Here is an 18,313-nt window from a genome sequence, read left to right as displayed (position 1 = left end):
CGCATGGAACGACGGGAGCCGCCACAGACCGACGAGGGCTGGTACGTCCTCCACGACCTGCGGACGATCGACTGGGACGCCTGGCGCGGAGCGTCCGAGCGCGATCGCGAACTGGCGATCGACGACGGCGTCGAGTTTCTGGAAGCTGCAGAGAACCTCGACGACGCCGAGGCGGGCGCCTCCGCGGTGTTCAGCGTCTTCGGCCACGAGGCCGACCTCCTGATCCTGCACCTCCGGCCGACGATCCGCGAACTCGACACGCTGGAGCGCCGGTTCGAGCAGACCGCGTTCGCCGAGTTCACCGAGCGCACGAACTCCTATCTCTCGGTGACCGAGGCGTCGGGCTACACCGGCGCAGAGGCGTACTTCGACCCCGAGCAGGAAGCCGACCCGGGCATCAAGAACTACATCGAGTCGCGACTCTACCCCGACTTGCCCGACGCCGAGTTCGTCAGCTTCTACCCGATGGACAAGCGCCGCCAGCCCGAGCAGAACTGGTACGACCTGTCGTTCGAGGACCGCGCCGAGCTGATGTCGGGCCACGGCGACATCGGCCGCGAGTACGCCGGCAAGGTCAGCCAGATCATCTCCGGCAGCGTCGGCCTCGACGACTTCGAGTGGGGCGTCACCCTCTTTGCCGACGATCCGACCGACGTCAAGGATCTGCTCTACGAGATGCGCTTCGACCCCTCCTCCTCGAAGTACGCCGAGTTCGGGCCGTTCTTCTCCGGCCGGCGCTTCCCGCCGAGCGATCTCGGCGCGCTGCTGGCCGGCGAGTCGATCCCGACCGACGAGGACGCCTTCGGCGACGCCGACGCCGCCGGCGCCGACGAGGACCTGCTCGCGGAACTGGAGCGGCTCGGCGTCGACGTCGACGCCGCGCCCGCCGGCGCGAACGGACTGGTCTTCGACTCCGAGGCCGACGTCGAAACCGTCCGCGAGGAGGTCGATGGCCTGCGCGGGAACTTCGAGCACTACGACACGCACGTGCTGACCGAGGTGTACGAGGACGGAGACGGCGCGGCGATCGTCAGCGTCTGGGAAACCGAGAGCGCCGCCGACACCGCCGCCGGCTTCCTCGAAGAGCTGCCGGGCGTCACCGACTACCGACAGGGCTCGTTGGGCGGCGCGGGCGACGCCGAAGGCGGGGCTGCAGAGAACGACGCCGGTCACCCCGGAAGCGACGCCGACGCGGGCGGCCACCCGCACGGCGGCGACGATGCAGATTCGGGCGGCCACCCCCACGGCGACGACGCGGCCGCGCACGAAGCCGAAACCGAGCGCGCAGCCCCGTCCCACGGGAGCGACGGCGAGGCCGACATCCGCGATGAGCTGGAGGAACGGGGCATCTACGGCGGTCAGCCCCGCGGCGAGGACGTGTACGCGCTCGTGCTGTACTCCGAGGCCGACCCCGACGAGCTCTCCGAGGAAGTCGAGAGCTTGAGCGACGGGTTCGACCGGTACGACTCCCACGTCAAGACCGCGGTGTACGAGGCCGCACCCGAGGACGCTCACCCTGCGGTCGTCAGCATCTGGGAGAACGAGGACGCGGCCGGCACCGCCGGCGGCTACCTCGAAGACCTGCCGGGAATCGTCCGGCAAGCGGGCGACGAGCCCGAAGACGAGTCCCAGTTCGGGACGATGGGGATGTTCTACACGGTCAAGCCGGAGTACCGCGACGACTTCGTCGAGAAGTTCGGCACCGTCGGCGGCCTGCTCGCGGACATGGACGGCCACCGCCGGACCGATCTCTACGCCAACCGCGAGGACGAGAACGACATGTTCATCGCGAGCCGCTGGGAGTCCCGCGAGGACTGCATGGAGTTTTTCCGCAGCGACGCGTTCGTCGACACCGTCGACTGGGGCCGCGACGTGCTCGACGGGCGTCCGCGACACGTGTTTCTGGCGTAACGCGGTCGCTAGGCTTCCGAACTGATTTTTCAGTGGCGTCGAACGAGCGAGACTGCGAAACGGAAGAAAGCGATAGCTGTCCAGGCTGGCGGGACGGGCCGGATCGGCCCTACGAGCCCCAGAAGTTGTCGCGGCTGCCGAGCCGCTCGCGGTCGGGGCCGCGGCCGCCGCCGCTGTCGTCGTCCTCGGCGTCGGCGTCGTCCTCGGCGTCCGCGCCGTCTTCGTCATCGCTCTCGGTGTCGGCGTCTTCGAGGTCCTCGTCCATCGGGAGGCGCTCTAACTCCTCCGCGCGGGCGTGATTCGAGCGAACCTCCGTGATCTCGACTCGTGCGCGAGCGTCGGGCAGCACGCCGTCGACCATCACGATGAAGCCGTCCTCGGTCCGGCCGACGCCGGCGCCGCTCTCGTGGATGTCGGTCACGTCGACGACGACCTCCTCTTTGGGCTTGACGGGCTGGGTCTTCAGGTCGCTGATCGGCTGGCTGTAGTGCTTGCACCACTCCTTGCCGCCCCGGTCGCCGTAGTGCTGGCACCCCATGCCTTCGATGCGCTCCGAGAAACTCGGGCAGTCGTCCGCCAGTGGACAGTCGGCCATGCTATGGGGTATTCGACCCCCGAAGTAAACGCTTGCGACTGGTTGGGCCGCCGTCGCCGGCCCGCTGCGGGCGCCACGGCGGTCGTGCCGATCCCGCGGCCGCGCGGCGGCGTCACTTCGCTGGGACGGCGGAGGTCATCCCGGAGGACCGCCGGGCGGTTGTCCGGTCGGCCCGGTCTGGGGTTCGGGCCGTTCGGCGAGCGTCACCTCGATCTCCTGCCGTTCGCCGTCGCGCAGCACCGTCAGCGTCACCTCGTCGCCGGGGCTGGTCTCGGTGACGAGATACGAGGAGAGTTCCTCGCCCGAGGACACCGGCTGGCCGTCGATCGCGACGATCACGTCACCGCCGACCGGCACGGAAAAGCCCGCGGCGGTCTCGTTCTCGGTCGCGCCATCCAGCGCGTCGGCCGCCGGGCTATCTTCCGCGGTCCTGACGACGTACAGCCCCTCGGTGACGTTCAGATCGTTGGCCTCCGCGATCGGCGGCGTGACCGGCGTCGCCGCGACGCCGAGGTACGAGTACTCGTACTCGCCGTCCTCGATCAGCGCGGGGACGACCCGGTCGATCAGGGTCGCCGAGACCGCGAAGCCGATGTTCTCGGCGCCCCGGGCGGCGATGCCGGCGGTGTTGACGCCGACGACGGTACCGTCGCAGGTCACCAGCGGACCGCCGCTGTTCCCCGGGCTGATCGGCGCGTCGGTCTGGACGACGTTGGGGACCGAGTATCCCCGCGTCGTCGGCATCGACCGGTTGACGCCGCTGACGATCCCGTGGGTGATCGTCTCGTCGAGGCCGAAGGGGTTGCCCAGCGCCGCGACGGCGTTGCCGGGATCGGCCGTCCCGTCGGCGACCGGCAGCGCCTCGGCGTCGTCGGGCGTCTCCGGTATCTCGATCACCGCTAGATCGGAGAGCACGTCCCGCCCGACCACCTCGCCGGTCCGGGACTCGCCGTCGGCCAGCTGGACGACGACCTCCTCGGAATCGCCGACGACGTGGGCGTTCGTGACGACGTACCCCGTCCCGTCGTCCGCGACGCGGTAGACGAATCCCGAGCCGATCCCGGTGCCGGTCTGGATCGCGACGACCGAGTCTATCGTCCGGTCGTACAGGCCCGCGTAGTCACAGACGCCGGGCGACCGGGTCGCGGTCGTCGTCCCGTTCGGGCCGTCGTTCGTTCCCGATCCGTTCTCGTTTGTCGCGGTTCCGCTATCGTCCGTCGCGTCCGCCTGCAGCGCCGCTCCGTCGATCTCGCTCGCCTGGTTACCGCTCGATGCGCCGCCGTTCGTCGGCGCCGCGACCGCGCCCGCCGCCACCGTTCCGATGACGACGAGCAGCGCGACGCCGAGCGCGAAGCGTCCCTGCCCCATGCGCGTCGGGCTACCACGGACTGTCGGAAAGGGGATGCTGCCGGACCGTTGCCGGTTGTCTCGGCCATCCGTCGATCGGTTGCCGGTCGGACCACCTTGCGGGCCGAACCAGCGGGTTCAAGGGTATCCCGCGGAACCCACAGAGCGGATGGAACTCGGGCTCGGCTACGCGGTGCTCGCGGCGTTCGTCTGGGGCGGCTACCTGTTCGGCCTCAAGCAGTACTTCGAGGGCTACCCCGCGACGACGCTGACGGTCTGTGTCAACGCCTTCGCGATCGCGTTCTACCTCCCGGTGACCCTGCGGGCGCTCTCGAACGGCGCCGGATCGGCGCTCGCAGGTCTGGGCGCGCTCGACGTCGGCGTCGTCGCGCTGACGGTCTGTGCGACGGCGGGCGCGTTCGTCCTCTTTCTGTACGCGATCGCGGAGGGCGACGTCTCCTACGTCACGCCGATCAACAAGATCGTCCCCGCGCTGGTCGTCCCGATCGAAGTGCTCGCCCTCGGCGAGGTGCTGACGCCGCTGCAACTCCTGGGTGTGGTCGTCGCCACTTCCGCGATCTACGTGGCGAACTACCGCGCCGGCGGGCTGCTCGATCCGTTCCGGCGGATCGCCCGCTCGCGGCCGGCCCAGCTCGCGCTGCTGTCGGCCGCGCTGTACGCCGTCAGCGACGTCGGGAAGCGGGTCGCCTTACAGGAGCTCGCCATTCCGACGGCACTGTGGGTGCCGGTGCTGCTGAGCGGCATCCTCCTCGTGTTGCTGGTGCCGGCCGTCAGGGAGCGCCCGGACGCGATGCGGGCCGACCTGCCGAAGTTCGCCGTCGCGGGCGCGTTCGTCGCGACGGGCGAGCACGTCACCTCGCTGGCGTTCTCGCTGGTGCCCGCCAGCGTCGCCTCGCCGATCATCAACACGCAGGCGATCCTGGTCGTCCTGCTCGGCGGCGTCGTGCTCGGCGAGGAGCACTTCCGCGTGCGCGTCGCCGCGGCGGTGTTGGCTGTGGGCGGCGTGACGCTGATCGCGGTCTGAACTAGCACCGGTTTGGGGGGTGCGCTTTGGCGTCGTGGTGATCGTATCGAACGCCCTGAAAGCCCTCGGTGCACTCTCTGGAACAGCACTGACTGCTCACAACTCTCCGAAAGCCTCCGCCGCGCTCGACCGGTTGCGGCTCGCTGTGCTCCTCGCTCCCGTCGGTCGCTGCGGTGCTTGCTTCGCCTCACTGGATCGAGCGCGCCGAAAGAGCACGCTCTTTCGAGCCTGTGCTCGCTTCGCTCGCACAGACGACGGCCCCTTTCATTCCCCCCACCCGTAGCCTCGTCCTCCCCAACCGGCTGCGTTGCTCGTCGCTCCGCTCCTGCGCTACTCGCCCCTCGCGCGACGCTGTCTCGGCATAAAGGCTCGACAGCGCGCGCCACCGCAGCCGCACGGCCGGGCGCAGCCACCGTGCTGCGCCCGCGGGGGAGGGCCGGACTGCGCGTGGTCGCTGTGAGCGACCCGCGCAAGCGGTCGCGGGGCCTGGTGTCCTGCCGAGCGAAGCGAGGCAGGGCTCGGAAGACGAGCGGAGCGAGTCTTCCGGTGGACTGAAAGGGCGAGGCGCGGTCGCGTGTTCTCAAGCGGCTCTATCCGAGCGGAGCGAGGATATCCGCTTGAGAACACGCGAGCGGGCCGAGGGCTTTCGAGGTGTTTTCGTTGGTTGAACCGACAGTCACTGCTAGGAGCGGGCCGAGGGCTTTCGAGCTGATCCATTCCGTATCGATCACTGCGGTTCCTAGAAATGAGTCGAGGGCGTCCGAAGCAGTCGCACCGCTCGTGATACGAACGACTCTTCACGACAAAACCTCGAAACCAGATCCTAGGCCGGTTCTTCTTCGTAGTCCGTCCGCTCGCGGAGCAGGTCGCGGAACTCGTCGGGGTCGTCGATCGACTCGGCCTCCTCGCGCTCGATGAGCGCGGTGCCCTCGACGGAGTCGCGCTTGGTGCTGTCGACGAAGTACACAGAGCGCGTCCCCACCACTCGGCCCAGCGAGCCCATGATCTTGGCGCGTTTCTCGGCGGCGCGGGTGAACTCCGAGTGGCCCGTCAGCACCGTCCCCTCGGCGGGGTCGGCGTCCTCGGCTTCCTCGCTGACGGCTTTGAACGGCGCGCGCAGCGTCGGGTGGACGTCGTAGCCCGCCTGGGTCATCACCGTGACGATGCGCTCGTCGTCGGGGTCGGCGTCGGGTTCGTTCGGCGTCGGGTCCTCGTCGCGGACCTCCTCGGCGCCGTCGAGCACGTCGACCGGGCTGGTCAGCCCGGAGCCGAACATCTCCTCTAACTGCATCGCGACCTCGATGGAGGCGTTCATCCCGTCCTCGTACTTCGAGACGGTGCGTCGCGAAACCCCCAGCTCCGAGGCCAGTTGGCCGAGGCTCCAACCGCGTTCCTCGCGCTTGTCTTCGAGGATCTCGCTGTCGATGCTGACGTACAGGCCGCCGGGGGCGGCGTAGATCAGCGGCGGGAGCTCCTCGACGAACAGGTCCATCGCGGTGTCGGGGCTCAGCGCCGGGACGCCGTGGCGGAAGTACACGACCTCGGGCTTGAGCTCCTCGTCGCGCGTCCGCAGGCCGACGACCAGCGGCGTCGCGTCGAGGTACGCGCCGATGCGGCGCATCTCCTGGCCCGTCTCGGCGTCGAACGCGTCGACGTTCCGCAGGATCTTCAGCAACACCAGGTCTTCTCCCCGGCGGGCGGCGACGTCGAAGCTCCGCGGACGGATCGCACAGCGGTCGCTCACCGCGAAACCCGCGTCCTCGAGCATGGCGACGACGTTGCCGACCAGCGCAGACCGGGACATACCCGTACGTAAGTAATTCGCTCTATTTAGGGGTTGTGGCGTCTACGTCGCGCTCGCGTCGGGTGATTGCGCCCGAACGCCGGCGATAGTTTAAAATACGGCGCCAGCTCGTCGTCGGCGTCTCGACGCCCGACGACGCCGCCGGATCGCCCGCCTCTCAGGTCTTCTTCGGCAGTTCGACGGTCTCGGGGTCGGGCATCCACAGCAGGTCGATGGCGAACCCGAGCGTCAGCGGGATCGCGATGACCAGCAACACCGCCGTCGTCTTGCTGCCGAGGTTCCCGCCGAGCCCCAGCGCGCCGGTCAGGACGAGCGTGCTCGCGATCAGCAGCATCGGGACGAACAGGACGGCGTACACCGCCGAACCCCAGACGGTGTCGAGACTGATCCGGAAAAACCGCGTCGCGACCGCCGCGATCACCGTGTGCAGGGCGACGACGAACAGCAGTCCCGCGACCGCGCCGATGGAAGCCATGCGTGCCCGTTCGATCCGCCCGGCCTTTTCGCTGTCGGAACCCGGCCACCGGTTCGATTGCCATTCGCACTTGTTTTCGGTGATGGCTTACACCCATACATGATGGAATTTCTAGTGATTGTTAGTATTAAGTAAGTAATTGCAAATAATCGTAACAGGCCGAGCGCGACTCCGCGACCGTGCACTCCAGGGGGAAGGCTAATAGCCATCGCGGGTCGCCTCGCCGACCGAACGATACTACCACCATGAGCGACTCACAGCGACGGGAGGCGGAGACCGAACAGTCACCTCGCGATCGGCTCTCGCCGACGCGACGGAAGTTCCTGCAGGCGACCGGGATGGCGGCGCTGGCGGCGGGCGTCGGCGCCCAGTCCGGCGCCGCGGCGCCGTCGGACGGGCCGGGCGACCCCGGCCGGATCTCGAACCTCGCGGCGTATCTCGAGGATCCCGAGACGGTCGCGGAGAACGTCGAACCGACACACGTCACCACCGCGGTCCCCTACGGATCCGTACGGGCGGCCCGGCAGGCCGACGAGCCGTTCACCGAACTCGAAGCGCGGTTCGCCGAGTCCGAGTACGTCCGGCTGCTCAACGGAGAGTGGCAGTTCGCGTTCCACGAGAATCCCGACGACCTCCCCGACTCGTACGACGACCTCGGGGCCGACGACTGGGGATCGATCGACGTCCCCGGCGTCTGGCAGACGCAGGGGTACGACCAGCGGATCTACACGAACAACTCGATCACGTGGGACGTCTACGAGCCGGGACAGGACGGCGAGCTCGTCCCCGGCGACGACGGCACCGTCGACGTCCCCGGCGTCGACGACGACGGCCTCGACCCCGTTGGAACCTACCGACGAGAGTTCTCGGTGCCCGCCGAGTGGGACGGCCGGGAGACGTTCCTGCACTTCGAGGGGGTCAAGCAGGCCTTCTTCGTGTGGGTCGACGGCGAGTACGTCGGCTTCCGCACCGGCTCGATGACGCCCGCCGAGTTCGGCGTCGGCGACCACGTCGAAGCCGGCGGCGACCACCAGGTGACGGTACAGGTGTACCGCTGGGCCGACAGCGAGGCCCTGGAGACGATCGACATGTTCCGGTACGCCGGCATCTTCCGGAGCGTCTACCTGTTCGCGACGCCGACGGTCCACCTCCGGGACTTCTACGCGCGGACCGACCTCGACGACGACTACGAGGACGGCCAACTCCGGATCGACGCCGAGATCGCCAACTACGGCGACGCGCCCGCGGGGGAGTACGAGGTGCGCGCGCACCTCTACGAGACCGACCGGACGAAGCCGGGGCGCGGCCCGCCGCGCGGGAAGGGAAGAGCGAACGCGGCAAAGCGTGGCAACGGCAAGAAGAAGGGACACGACAAGTCGAGGGAACGCGGCCCGCCCGACGGCCGCGGTCCCGGCGAACGAGGCGGCCCGCCGCACGGGCGCGGTCCGGGCGACAACCCGCCGCGCGGGCGCAAGGTCACGACGATCGAGGCGACCGCGACCGTCGACGAGGACGGCGCCGTCGTCTCGCTCGACGCCGACGTCGAGGATCCCGACAAGTGGTCGGCCGAGCATCCGAACCTCTACCAGCTCGCGCTGGAGCTCGTCGACGCCGACGGCCGGACGACCGAGGCGATGCTGGAGAAGGTCGGCTTCCGCACCTTCGAGACGACCCGCGGCCAGCAGGGCGCAGAGGTGCTGGTCAACGGGGAGCCGGTCGACATCCAGGGCGTGAACCGCCACGAGACCGACCCCGACTTCGGCCGGACGGTCCCGATCGACCGGGTACGGGAAGACATCGAGACGATGAAGCGGTTCAACGTCAACTCGATCCGGACCTCCCACTACCCGAACGACCCGTCGCTGTACCGGCTCGCCGACGAGTACGGCGTCTACGTGCAGGACGAGGTCTGCGTCGAGACCCACTGGTGGGGCGGTCTGCTCGCGAACACCGAGGTCTACCACGACCAGGCCGTCTCGCAGTTCCGCCGGATGGTGCTCCGTGATCGCAACCACGCGTCGATCTTCAGCTGGTCGACCGGGAATGAGGCCGGCACCGGCGCCGAGCACCTGGAGATGGCGTCGATGGCGGCCGACTCCGACGAGTACATCCCCGCGGACACCTCGGACGTCGCCGGCGTCAGCAACGTCGAGTCCTTCGACGGGGCGGTGGAGGGGCTCGCGCCCGATCGACTGCTCTACCACCAGCCCAACGGCGGCGGCTGGAACGTCGAGTACGGCGACATGCTCGGGCCGCGGTACCCCGACGTCGGCACCATCCTGTCGGTCGCCGACGGCTCCTACATCGGCGACGGGCTCCGCCCGGTCGTGATGGGCGAGTACAACCACGCGATGGGCAACAGCTTAGGGCTCGTCCACGAGATGTGGAACGAGCACATCAAGCCGCCCGTCCGAGAGGCGACCGATCGGAGCGGCTCGGACAATCCGGGCGCGCTCGTCGGCTCGCCCGAGGTCGTCCCCGGGCCGGACGCCGCGCCGGGCGGGAACACCGACGGCGCCGTCGCCCTCGGTGCCGGCGACGCGATCGAGATCCGGCGCGACGCGAGCCTCGACGTCGGCGTCGGGCTCACGGTCGGCGCGACGATCCGCGGCGACGATCTCGACGCGAGCGCCGACGCGCCAGTCGTCGTGGATGACGACCGCTACGCCTTGACGCTCTCGGACGGCGAGATCGAGTTCTCGCTCGCGGGCGGCGAGGCGTCGGCTTCGGCGTCGCTCCCTGTCGGCGCGCTCGACGACTGGACGACGGTGGTCGGCGTCGCGGACGCGAGCGAACTCGCGATCCACGTCGACGGCGAACGCGTCGCCGCGGTGGGCCACTCCATCTCGGACCTGCCGGCCGGCGATGGGCCGGTTCGGATTGGCGGCGACGCCGATCGCGGTCGCGAGGGCCGCCACGCCGACGCGGCTCTCACCGTCGACGGCGTCGGCATCTACGATCGCGCCGTGAGCGCCGACGAAGCGGGCGACGCCGACGGCGAGCTCGACGACGGCGCTGTCGCGGCCTACGACTTCGCGGACCTGCTGCGGGACAAGAGCCTCGTCGGCGGGTTCATCTGGGACTGGGTTAACCAGGATCTCGACGACGTCACCGAGGACGGCGAGAAGTTCCAGTTCTACCACAGCGACGGCCCGGACGGGGCGTTCTGCCTCAACGGGCTGGTCTGGTCCGATCGCGATCCCCAGCCCGAGCTGTGGCAGCTCAAGCACGCCCACCAGCCGGTCGGCGTCGCCGACGCCGCCGTTGAGGACGGCGAGATCTACGTCTCGAACCGCTACAACTTCACCGACCTCGACGCCCTGGAGGGGTCGTGGGAGCTGATCGCGGACGACGAGACGATCGAGACGGGCGAGATCGACGTCGACGTCGAACCGGGCGAGACGCGCCGCGTCGGCCTCGGCGTCGAGGTGCCCGCCGACCCCGAGCCGGGCGTCGAGTACCGGCTGACGGTGCGGTTCGCCCTCGCAGAAGACACCGACTACGCCGACGCCGGCCACGAGGTCGCCTTCGAACAGTTGGAGATGCCCGTCGACGCGCCCGAGCCGGAGCCGGAATCGCTCGACGCCATGCCGTCGCTCTCGGTCGATGAGAGCGATGCCGACATCACAGTTTCCGGCGACGAGTTCGAGTACGTCGTCGACGCCGACGCGGGGACGCTATCCTCGATGGCGTACGACGGCAGCGAGCTGCTCGACCGCGGCCCGCTGTTTAGCTCGTGGCGCGCGCCGATCATGAACGAGATCCAGCAGTGGGGGTCGGCGCCCGCGCTCTCGTGGTACGACGCCGGCCTCGACGACCTGACCCACACCGTCGAGTCCGTCGAGACGAACGCGCTCGACGACTCGCTGGTGGAGGTGTCGGTCGACGGCTTCGCGGCGGGGACCGAGCTCCCGCCGCCGCTGGTTACGCCGGACGCCTCGGGCGAGGGGAACGGCGGCGAGGTCGTCGGCGACCCCGAGATCGTCTCGGGCCAGAGCGGCCAGGCCGTCGCGCTCGACGGCGAGTCCCAGTACATCGACGCCGGCAACGACGCCAGCCTCGACTTCGGCGCGCCGGAGTTCACGATCCAGGTGCGATTCAAGGGGCTCCCCGCGAACGGCCAGAACAACCCGTTCGTCAGCAAGGGCGACCACCAGTACGCGCTGAAGGTCTCCGACAGCAACGAACTCCAGTTCTTCATCTACCAGGACACCTGGATCACGCTCAACGAGCCGGTGCCCGCTGACCTCGCAGAGGACGAGTGGCACACGCTGACCGGCGTCGCGACCGACGGGGAACTGCGGATGTACCTGGACGGGGAGCTGCTGGGAAGCAGTAGTCACGGTGCGACGAGCGTCAACCGGTCGTCGTTCCCGGTCCACGTCGGGCACAACGCCGAGAACACCGACCGGTACACGGCGACGACGATCGACGAGGTGCGGATCTACGACCGGGCGCTGTCGGCGAGCGAAATCTCCTCGGGCTTCGACGAACCGCCCGAGAGCACGGTGCTGTGGTACGAACTGGACGAGTTCGAGGAGGGCGAGTCGACGGAGATGGGCTTCGAGATGCAGTACCGCTACCGGATCTACGGGAGTGGCGACGTGCGAATGGACGTCGAAGCCGATCCGAACGCGCCGCTGCGCGACGCGGTGACGGGATGGCTCCCGAAGGTCGGCGTCCAGCTCGAACTGCCCGAGCGGTTCGAGGAGTTCGAGTGGTACGGCCGCGGCGAGCTGGAGACTTACCCCGACCGCAAGTGGGGCGTCCCGATCGGGCGCCACGCTGGCTCGGTCGACGAGCAGTACGTCCCCTACCTGCCGCCGACGGACAACGGGAACAAGGCCCAGACGCGCTGGGCGACGCTCTCGGACGGCGACGTCTCGCTGCTCGGGATGCCCGGCGACGAGGACGCCAACGTCAGCCTCGAACAGTGGGCGAACCTCGACGAGGCCGAGCACCAGTACGAACTGGAGGAGCGCGGCTCGGTCGGGTTCAACCTCGACCACCGCGTGACCGGCGTCGGCGGGACGCCGACCGACCCGATCGACCGCTACCAGGTCCCGGTCGACTCGACCGCGTTCAGCGTCGTGCTCCGGCCGTTCGATCCCGACGACGCCGATCCGATGGCGCTCGCCAATCGGACGCTGCCCGACGCCGACGAGTAAGTCGGCGCTGGCGTCGCGACGCCCCGTTCGCTCTATTCTTTCGCGCCGGCCGAACGGTTAAGCCGCGGCCGCACGTCGCACAGTGCGTGTACAGGGTTATCGACGAGCGCGATCTCGACGAAACAGGTGTCTCGGCGGACGCCGCGCTCGCGATCTACCGCGAGATGGTCCGGGCGCGGCGCTTCGACGAGCGCGCGCTCGCGCTCCAGCGCCGCGGCTGGATGAGCGGCTACCCGCCGTTCAGGGGCCAGGAGGCGACGCAGGTCGGCGCCGTTCGCGCGATGGCGGGCGACGACTGGCTCGTCCCGACGTACCGCTCGAACGCCGCCCAGATCGCCCGCGGCGTCCCGATGAGCGACCTCCTCCTGTTCCGGCGAGGGCACGCCGAGTTCCGCTCGAACCATGACCGCCCCGTGTTCCCGCAGGCGGTGCCCATCGCGACACAGCTCCCCCACGCCGTCGGGGTGGGGATGGCCGCGGACTACCGGGACGACGACAACGCCGTGCTGTGCCTGTTCGGCGACGGCGCGACCAGCGAGGGCGACTTCCACGAGGCCGTCAACTTCGCGGGCGTGTTCGACGCCCCGGTCGTCTTCCTCTGCGAGAACAACGGCTGGGCCATCTCGATGCCGGCCGAGCGCCAGACTGCCAGCCCCACCATTGCCGAGAAAGCCGACGCCTACGGCATCGACGGCGAGCGCGTCGACGGCAACGATCCGCTGGCGGTCCGGGACGTCGTCGCCGCCGCTCTGGAGCAGGCGCGAGCGGGCGAGCCGGTGCTCGTCGAGAGCCTGACCTACCGGCAGGGCGCCCACACCACGAGCGACGACCCCTCCCGGTACCGCGAGGACGCCCCCGAGTTCCCCGAGTGGCGCACCGCCGACCCGGTCGAGCGCTACGAGGCGTACCTGATCGAGCAGGGGCTGCTCGACGCCGAAACCTGCGAGGCGATCCGCGCGGGCGCCGGCGACGCCGTCGATCGGGCGGTCGGGCGCGCAGAAGCGGTGTCCGACCCATCCGCCGGCGAGGTGTTCGACCATGTCTACGACACCCTGCCGCCGGAACTGGAACGACAAAAGCGAGAGCTGCTGACGCAGACTGACGGCGAAGGAGAGGCGCGGCCGAGCAGCGACGGCGCGACCGGCACCGACGGCGATGGCGAGACGACTGCGGACGAAGAGTAGGTTACTCGATCAGCTGCTGGAGCTGCGGTCGCCGCCGCTCCAGATCCACCTGCGGGTCGACGTCCGGATCGGCCTCTAACCGATCCAGCACGAGGAACACGTCCGTACCGCTCGCTTCGAGGTGGTCGACCAGCGACTGGATTTCGGACTTGTTCAGCACCAGCGACTCCAGCAATCCGAGCAGCAGCGCGACCCCCGCGGCGGCGTCCGGATCGGCCGGGAAGGCGTCGTGGGCTGACGCAGCGGCGTCCGCGGCGTCGCCACCCTGCACGTCGGCGTCGGACGCGGACCGGACGTCGAGACAGGTCGGGCAGATCGCGGCCACGCCCGCCTCGTCAGGCGCGTACTCGCGCAGCTCGTCGGGCACGTCGAACGCGACCACGCTCTCGTCGCCGCAGGCGTCACAGCGCATGCTGGTTGGAACGGCGCGAAGCGAGAAAAGTCATCGGGAGAACGAAACGAGACGCGTCTGTCAGTCGTCGGCCTGCAGGGGCTCGGCCTCGCGCTCGGCCTCGGCGCGCTCCTCCTCTTCCTCGGCTTCCTCCTTTTTCTCCTTGATCTTCTTCATGCGGAAGATCTCCTCGCGCTCCTGCTCCTCGAGCTTCTGCTCGATGTACTCCTGGTTCTCCTTGAGGTCGGGCAGGAGCTTGAACTCCAGGGCGTTGACGCGCCGCTTGGTCGTCTCGATCTCCTCGAGCATCTTCTTCATCGCCGTCTCGACCTCGGCGGCGAGGATGATCGACTCCAGCAGATCCTCGTAGGCTTCGGCGGCCTCGTCGATCCGCGCGGAGGTGCCGAGCACGCCGTAGCCCCGCTGGTCGAGGCTCTTCTTGACGCGCGTGGACTCGATCTGGGGGACGACGACGCCCATGATGTTCTTGGACTCGGTCGTGATCTCGGGGTGCTCCTTGAGCGCGGCGGCCGCGCCCCGCACCGCGACGTCGCCCTCCATCGCGCGGGCCTTGTCGATCGTCGTCTGGGCGTGCTCGTAGTCGGCCTCGAGGTTCGCCCGGACGTCCTGGGCCTGGTCGAGGATGTCCATGAACTCCATGATCAGGCCGTCGCGCTTCTTCTCCAGCGTGTCGTGGCCCCGCTCGGAGAGCTCGATGCGATCCTCGATCGCCATCAGGTTCTTCCGAGTGGGCTTGACGTCTTTGGCCATTTACCGGGTCCTTGTGGGCCGAGTCGGATAACTGTTTACAGACGATTCGAGGGAGCTTCGGCGTCCCGACGGGCTCGCGACCGACGGCCGTCTCCTGCCGGCGTGACGCTTATTCCCGTTCGTGCCAGATAGTACCACGGAGGGGGAGACAGTATGTGCCATCACTACGTCGACGACGAACTGGCCCTCGAAGAGGAGCTGCTCGAAGCGGACGCCGACGACGAGCGCGTCGAGGACGACCTGCACGTCGATGACGATCCGCACGACGAGGACGAGCCCGTCGAACCGACGGCGCCCGAGCCGGCGGCCGACGACTGAGCACACCCGCCATGTTTTTGCGAAACGACTTTGCGCGCCCAGCGGCTGCTATCGCTCGATGGAGTACGCCTTCGGCGCCGACGAGGCCGGCCGCGGCCCGGCGCTCGGCTCGATGTTCGTCGCGGCGGTCGCGGTCGACGCCGCGGCGGCGATCCCGGCCGGCGTCGACGACTCGAAGCAACTCTCCCGGGAGCGCCGCGAGGAGCTCGCGGCCGAGCTGCGCGGCGACGACCGCGTTCAGGCGTCCGTCGTGGAGATCCCGACCGAGCGCATCGACGCCCCCGAATCCGGGATGAACGAGCTGACCGTCGACGCCCAGGCGCGGGCGCTCGACGCCGTCGTCGAGCCTGGAACCGCGGGAATCGTCGACGCCTGCCACACCGACGCCGAACGGTTCGCCCGACGCGTCGGCGACGGCGTCGACGCCGACGTCGAGGTATGCGCCGAACACGGCGCCGACGAGACGTACCCGGTCGTCAGCGCGGCGAGCGTGCTCGCGAAGGTCGCACGGGATCGCCATGTCGACGCGCTCGCCGAGACGTACGGCGACGTGGGCAGCGGCTACCCGAGCGACTCGACCACTCGCGAGTTCATCCGGTCGTACGTCGAGGAGTACGGCGAGCTACCGGACTGCGCCCGCGAGAGCTGGGGCACCTGCGAGGACGCGCTGGCGGCCGCCGAGCAGTCGGCGTTGGATCAGTTCTAAGCTAATCGGCGAAACGACGACGCAAAACGAGAATCCGGCCAGCGAAAGCGAACGCTCTACTTGTCCGTCTTCAGCCGCCGGAGGATGTTCCCGTAGGCGGGTCGGGTGATGAACACGCCGATCAGCACGCCGAGGATCGTGATGATGGCGAACCCGCGCAGCTCGCCGAGCGAGAGCACCGCCAGCGGGCTCATCGCGATGATCGTCGTCGCCGCCGCGGCGCCGATCACCCAGAACGCCTTCCGGAACCGACTGTCGAACACCCGGCCGGAGCTGACGTCGCCCTCGTCTAACACCTCGTCGGCGATGATGATCAGGTCGTCCACCCCGGTCCCGACGACCGCGATGAACCCGGCGACGTGCGAGAGGTCGATCGGCATCTTGATCGCCGCAGCGAAGCCGAGCAGTATCACCACCTCCGAGAGCGCGGTGACCGACATCGGCGCCGCGACCCGCGGGTTACCGTACCGCAGGAACACCACGAGCACGACCGTTAGCACCGCGATGAGGCCGGTCAGCGCCGAGCTGGTCCGGAACTGCTGGGCCTGATCGGGCTGGATTTCGTAGCTGCTGGAGTCCTCGCCCAGGTCCAGCGTCGCGGGCAGGCTACCCTGCTGCATGCTGGTGCGGATCTCCTGGGCGCTCTGGCGGTCCGGCGTCGAGACGACGAACGTCGGATCCAGCGCGAACTGGTCGTTTTCCATCAAGTCGCCGAGCCCGGGGTTCATCGTCAGTCCGGTGATCGTCTCGTTGTCGTAGACGATCAGCTGACAGTAGCCCCACTGACTGGGATCGGTGTCCTCGGAGTACGCGCACTGGGGATTGCTCGCGATCCCGGACTCGACCATCAGGTCCGAGTACCCGGGCGCGGCCTCCTGGGTGAGCGTCACGGAGAACTGGTAGCCGTCGCCGCCCTCCTGTGACTCGATGTTGCCGACCTGCGTGATGCCGTCGGCTCGCAGCGCGACCTGCTGTTCGTAGCCGGTCCCGTTGCCGCTCTGGTTGTCGGTCGGGTAGTGCGCGACGACTTCGACGACGCCGCGGTTCTGGATGACGTCCCGGAGTTCGCCGATGTCGACGTTCCGGCCGGGCGCCTCGACGACGATGTACCACTCGTCGCCGACCTGCACCTCGCTCACCGTCGCGCCGGTGAAGCCGGTGTTCTGGACGCGGGTTTCGAGCACTTCGACCATCGTGTCGCGGGTCTCGGCGGTGACGCCGCTGCGTATCGTGACGTCGCCGCTCCCGTGTCCGGTCTCCTGTAAGGCCGTTTCGAGTTCGGCGTCGCTGACGTTGCCGCTGAACACCTCGACGGTGTTGCCCTCGGCGCTGACCGCCACCCGCGGCTGGTCGAGGCCGAGCTCGTTTGCCACCGCGGCGGCGAGCTCACCCTGTTCGTCCCGACTGACGTCGACGTTCTCGGCCGTGACGCCGTCGACGGGCGCCCGGATCCGGGCGCCGCCGCCGAGCTCGATGCCGTACTTGAGGTTCGTCGGCGTGTCGACCGCCGTCTCGTTGCCGCCGATGTCGTCGCCCAGACCGGCGCCGGGGACGAACAGGAAGAAACACGCCAGCGCGATCAGCGCGACGAGGATCGAGATCCGGAGGTTGTTCCGGACGAGTTCGATCGGCTTCATCGCGCCACCCCCTCGAACTTGTACCAGCGAAGCAGACTGAGGTTGAGCATGTAGGTGTTCATCAGGTCGGCGGAGAGGCCGACGACCAGCACGAGGCCGATGTCCGACAGCAGCCCGATGCCGAAGAACGTCGCCACGATCGTCATCACGGTCATCGCGGCGATGGAGGTGACGGTCATCGTCACGCCGGTGTTCATCGCGCGGTAGGTGCTCTCGTAGAACTCGCCGCGCCGCCGGAGGATGTGGTTGTTCAGCAGGATATCGGAGTCCACGCTGTAACCGATCAACATCAGCAGGGCGGCGACGGTCCCCAGCGACAGCGGGATGCCCGCGAGGTTCATCACCGCCAGCGGGATCATCACGTCGCTGAACGCGGAGATCACGATCGCGATGCTCGGGACGAACGTCCGGAACAGGATGAACGCGATCGCGCTCATCCCGACGAACGCGATGACCAGCCCCCACAGTGCGAGGCTCTGGTTCTCCTGCCCGAACGTCGGCGGGATCGAACTCTCCTGGCTGACGACCTCGCCGTCCTCGGCGTCGGGCACTGGTTCGAGCTCGTCGTTGGCCTGCTGGGCCAGCGTCTCGGAGTCGCTACTCGAGAACTGGACGAGGTAGGTGTTCTGCTCGCCGCCGACCGTCGAGATCGATTCGACGTCCTCGTCGAACGCTTCCCTGATCTCGTCGGGGCTGTCGGTCGTCTGGAGCCGGAGCTCCGTCCCGCCGACGAAGTCGAGCCCGAGCGTGGCCGGCGCGCCGGTGACGACCCACCACCCGGCGATCACCACCAGCGCCACGGCAAGTACCGCGAGGGGCACCGCCGCGAGCTGGCGGTTCGTGTACCGGTCGTAGTCGATTTCCGGTACCTCGAACTGAATCATATGGCGCCACGTCGGTCGGGATTCCGAATAAGCCTTCTTATCTCGCCGAGCGCCGCGCCAATTGATCAGGATGACGA

At 68.8% G+C, this 18,313-nt stretch carries 14 protein-coding genes; 6 read left to right on the top strand and 8 right to left on the bottom strand.

From position 1 onward, the window contains the following. Positions 1-3: 3 nt before the first annotated feature. Entirely contained in the window at positions 4-1,911 is a 1,908-nt protein-coding gene (locus tag ABDZ81_RS04965) for a heme-binding protein (protein ID WP_343772773.1), read from the top strand. A 109-nt stretch (positions 1,912-2,020) separates the two neighbouring features. Here ABDZ81_RS04965 and ABDZ81_RS04960 read toward each other — a convergent pair whose 3' ends face one another. Next, positions 2,021-2,506 (bottom strand): TRAM domain-containing protein, encoded by a 486-nt coding sequence (locus ABDZ81_RS04960; RefSeq protein ID WP_343772772.1) that lies wholly within the window; start codon positions 2,504-2,506, stop codon positions 2,021-2,023. Positions 2,507-2,641: 135 nt separating this feature from the next. Beyond that, complete coding sequence (locus ABDZ81_RS04955) at positions 2,642-3,874, bottom strand: S1C family serine protease (protein WP_343772771.1); 1,233 nt, start codon at positions 3,872-3,874, stop codon at positions 2,642-2,644. Between the two features lie 148 nt (positions 3,875-4,022). Here ABDZ81_RS04955 and ABDZ81_RS04950 point away from each other — a divergent pair, with 148 nt between their 5' ends. Continuing rightward, positions 4,023-4,898 carry an EamA family transporter gene (locus ABDZ81_RS04950; protein ID WP_343772770.1) on the top strand — a complete coding sequence of 292 codons (876 nt, stop codon included), beginning with the start codon at positions 4,023-4,025 and terminating at the stop codon, positions 4,896-4,898. An 823-nt stretch (positions 4,899-5,721) separates the two neighbouring features. Here ABDZ81_RS04950 and ABDZ81_RS04945 read toward each other — a convergent pair. Continuing rightward, the gene (locus ABDZ81_RS04945; RefSeq protein ID WP_343772769.1) at positions 5,722-6,702 is read right to left on the bottom strand and encodes a transcriptional regulator; all 981 of its coding nucleotides are present in this window, start codon (positions 6,700-6,702) and stop codon (positions 5,722-5,724) included. Positions 6,703-6,859: 157 nt separating this feature from the next. Beyond that, the gene (locus ABDZ81_RS04940; protein WP_343772768.1) at positions 6,860-7,177 is read right to left on the bottom strand and encodes a DUF7991 family protein; all 318 of its coding nucleotides are present in this window, start codon (positions 7,175-7,177) and stop codon (positions 6,860-6,862) included. A 245-nt stretch (positions 7,178-7,422) separates the two neighbouring features. On the opposite strand from ABDZ81_RS04940, the gene ABDZ81_RS04935 reads away from it, so the two are divergent. Both ABDZ81_RS04935 and ABDZ81_RS04930 read left to right on the top strand, forming a co-directional pair. Beyond that, the gene (locus ABDZ81_RS04935; RefSeq protein WP_343772767.1) at positions 7,423-12,345 is read left to right on the top strand and encodes a beta-galactosidase small subunit-related protein; all 4,923 of its coding nucleotides are present in this window, start codon (positions 7,423-7,425) and stop codon (positions 12,343-12,345) included. An 86-nt stretch (positions 12,346-12,431) separates the two neighbouring features. Then, positions 12,432-13,529: a thiamine pyrophosphate-dependent dehydrogenase E1 component subunit alpha gene (locus tag ABDZ81_RS04930; RefSeq protein WP_343772766.1), complete on the top strand. Its 1,098-nt coding sequence runs from the start codon at positions 12,432-12,434 to the stop codon at positions 13,527-13,529. A 1-nt stretch (position 13,530) separates the two neighbouring features. Here ABDZ81_RS04930 and ABDZ81_RS04925 read toward each other — a convergent pair whose 3' ends face one another. Both ABDZ81_RS04925 and ABDZ81_RS04920 read right to left on the bottom strand, forming a co-directional pair. Continuing rightward, on the bottom strand, positions 13,531-13,941 hold the full coding sequence (locus ABDZ81_RS04925) for a DUF6276 family protein (RefSeq protein ID WP_343772765.1): 411 nt from the start codon (positions 13,939-13,941) through the stop codon (positions 13,531-13,533). Positions 13,942-14,001: 60 nt separating this feature from the next. Continuing rightward, positions 14,002-14,691, bottom strand: a complete 690-nt coding sequence (locus ABDZ81_RS04920) for a V-type ATP synthase subunit D (protein WP_343772764.1) — start codon at positions 14,689-14,691, stop codon at positions 14,002-14,004. 153 nt (positions 14,692-14,844) lie between these two features. Here ABDZ81_RS04920 and ABDZ81_RS04915 point away from each other — a divergent pair, with 153 nt between their 5' ends. Both ABDZ81_RS04915 and rnhB read left to right on the top strand, forming a co-directional pair. After that, positions 14,845-15,009 (top strand): hypothetical protein, encoded by a 165-nt coding sequence (locus ABDZ81_RS04915; RefSeq protein ID WP_343772762.1) that lies wholly within the window; start codon positions 14,845-14,847, stop codon positions 15,007-15,009. Between the two features lie 58 nt (positions 15,010-15,067). Beyond that, on the top strand, positions 15,068-15,715 hold the full coding sequence (rnhB, locus tag ABDZ81_RS04910) for a ribonuclease HII (protein WP_343772761.1): 648 nt from the start codon (positions 15,068-15,070) through the stop codon (positions 15,713-15,715). A gap of 56 nt (positions 15,716-15,771) precedes the next feature. On the opposite strand, the gene ABDZ81_RS04905 is transcribed toward rnhB, so the two are convergent. Together ABDZ81_RS04905 and secF are read right to left on the bottom strand one after the other, a co-directional pair. Continuing rightward, positions 15,772-17,352 (bottom strand): MMPL family transporter, encoded by a 1,581-nt coding sequence (locus ABDZ81_RS04905; RefSeq protein WP_343772759.1) that lies wholly within the window; start codon positions 17,350-17,352, stop codon positions 15,772-15,774. Then, entirely contained in the window at positions 17,349-18,236 is an 888-nt protein-coding gene (secF, locus tag ABDZ81_RS04900) for a protein translocase subunit SecF (protein WP_343772758.1), read from the bottom strand. Before secF ends, ABDZ81_RS04905 begins: the two co-directional genes overlap by 4 nt. Between the last annotated feature and the right edge of the window lie 77 nt (positions 18,237-18,313).

The organism is Natronoarchaeum mannanilyticum (assembly GCF_039522665.1).
Classification (GTDB): domain Archaea; phylum Halobacteriota; class Halobacteria; order Halobacteriales; family Natronoarchaeaceae; genus Natronoarchaeum; species Natronoarchaeum mannanilyticum.
This window is presented reverse-complemented; position numbering and strand designations above follow the sequence as displayed.

Excerpts from the sequence above, each read along its gene's own strand:
- ABDZ81_RS04965 (WP_343772773.1), top strand. The coding sequence starts at position 4 with ATGGAACGACGGGAGCCGCCACAGACCGACGAGGGCTGGTACGTCCTC.
- ABDZ81_RS04960 (WP_343772772.1), bottom strand. The coding sequence starts at position 2,506 with ATGGCCGACTGTCCACTGGCGGACGACTGCCCGAGTTTCTCGGAGCGC.
- ABDZ81_RS04955 (WP_343772771.1), bottom strand. The coding sequence starts at position 3,874 with ATGGGGCAGGGACGCTTCGCGCTCGGCGTCGCGCTGCTCGTCGTCATC.
- ABDZ81_RS04950 (WP_343772770.1), top strand. The coding sequence starts at position 4,023 with ATGGAACTCGGGCTCGGCTACGCGGTGCTCGCGGCGTTCGTCTGGGGC.
- ABDZ81_RS04945 (WP_343772769.1), bottom strand. The coding sequence starts at position 6,702 with ATGTCCCGGTCTGCGCTGGTCGGCAACGTCGTCGCCATGCTCGAGGAC.
- ABDZ81_RS04940 (WP_343772768.1), bottom strand. The coding sequence starts at position 7,177 with ATGGCTTCCATCGGCGCGGTCGCGGGACTGCTGTTCGTCGTCGCCCTG.
- ABDZ81_RS04935 (WP_343772767.1), top strand. The coding sequence starts at position 7,423 with ATGAGCGACTCACAGCGACGGGAGGCGGAGACCGAACAGTCACCTCGC.
- ABDZ81_RS04925 (WP_343772765.1), bottom strand. The coding sequence starts at position 13,941 with ATGCGCTGTGACGCCTGCGGCGACGAGAGCGTGGTCGCGTTCGACGTG.
- ABDZ81_RS04920 (WP_343772764.1), bottom strand. The coding sequence starts at position 14,691 with ATGGCCAAAGACGTCAAGCCCACTCGGAAGAACCTGATGGCGATCGAG.
- ABDZ81_RS04915 (WP_343772762.1), top strand. The coding sequence starts at position 14,845 with ATGTGCCATCACTACGTCGACGACGAACTGGCCCTCGAAGAGGAGCTG.
- rnhB (WP_343772761.1), top strand. The coding sequence starts at position 15,068 with ATGGAGTACGCCTTCGGCGCCGACGAGGCCGGCCGCGGCCCGGCGCTC.
- ABDZ81_RS04905 (WP_343772759.1), bottom strand. The coding sequence starts at position 17,352 with ATGAAGCCGATCGAACTCGTCCGGAACAACCTCCGGATCTCGATCCTC.
- secF (WP_343772758.1), bottom strand. The coding sequence starts at position 18,236 with ATGATTCAGTTCGAGGTACCGGAAATCGACTACGACCGGTACACGAAC.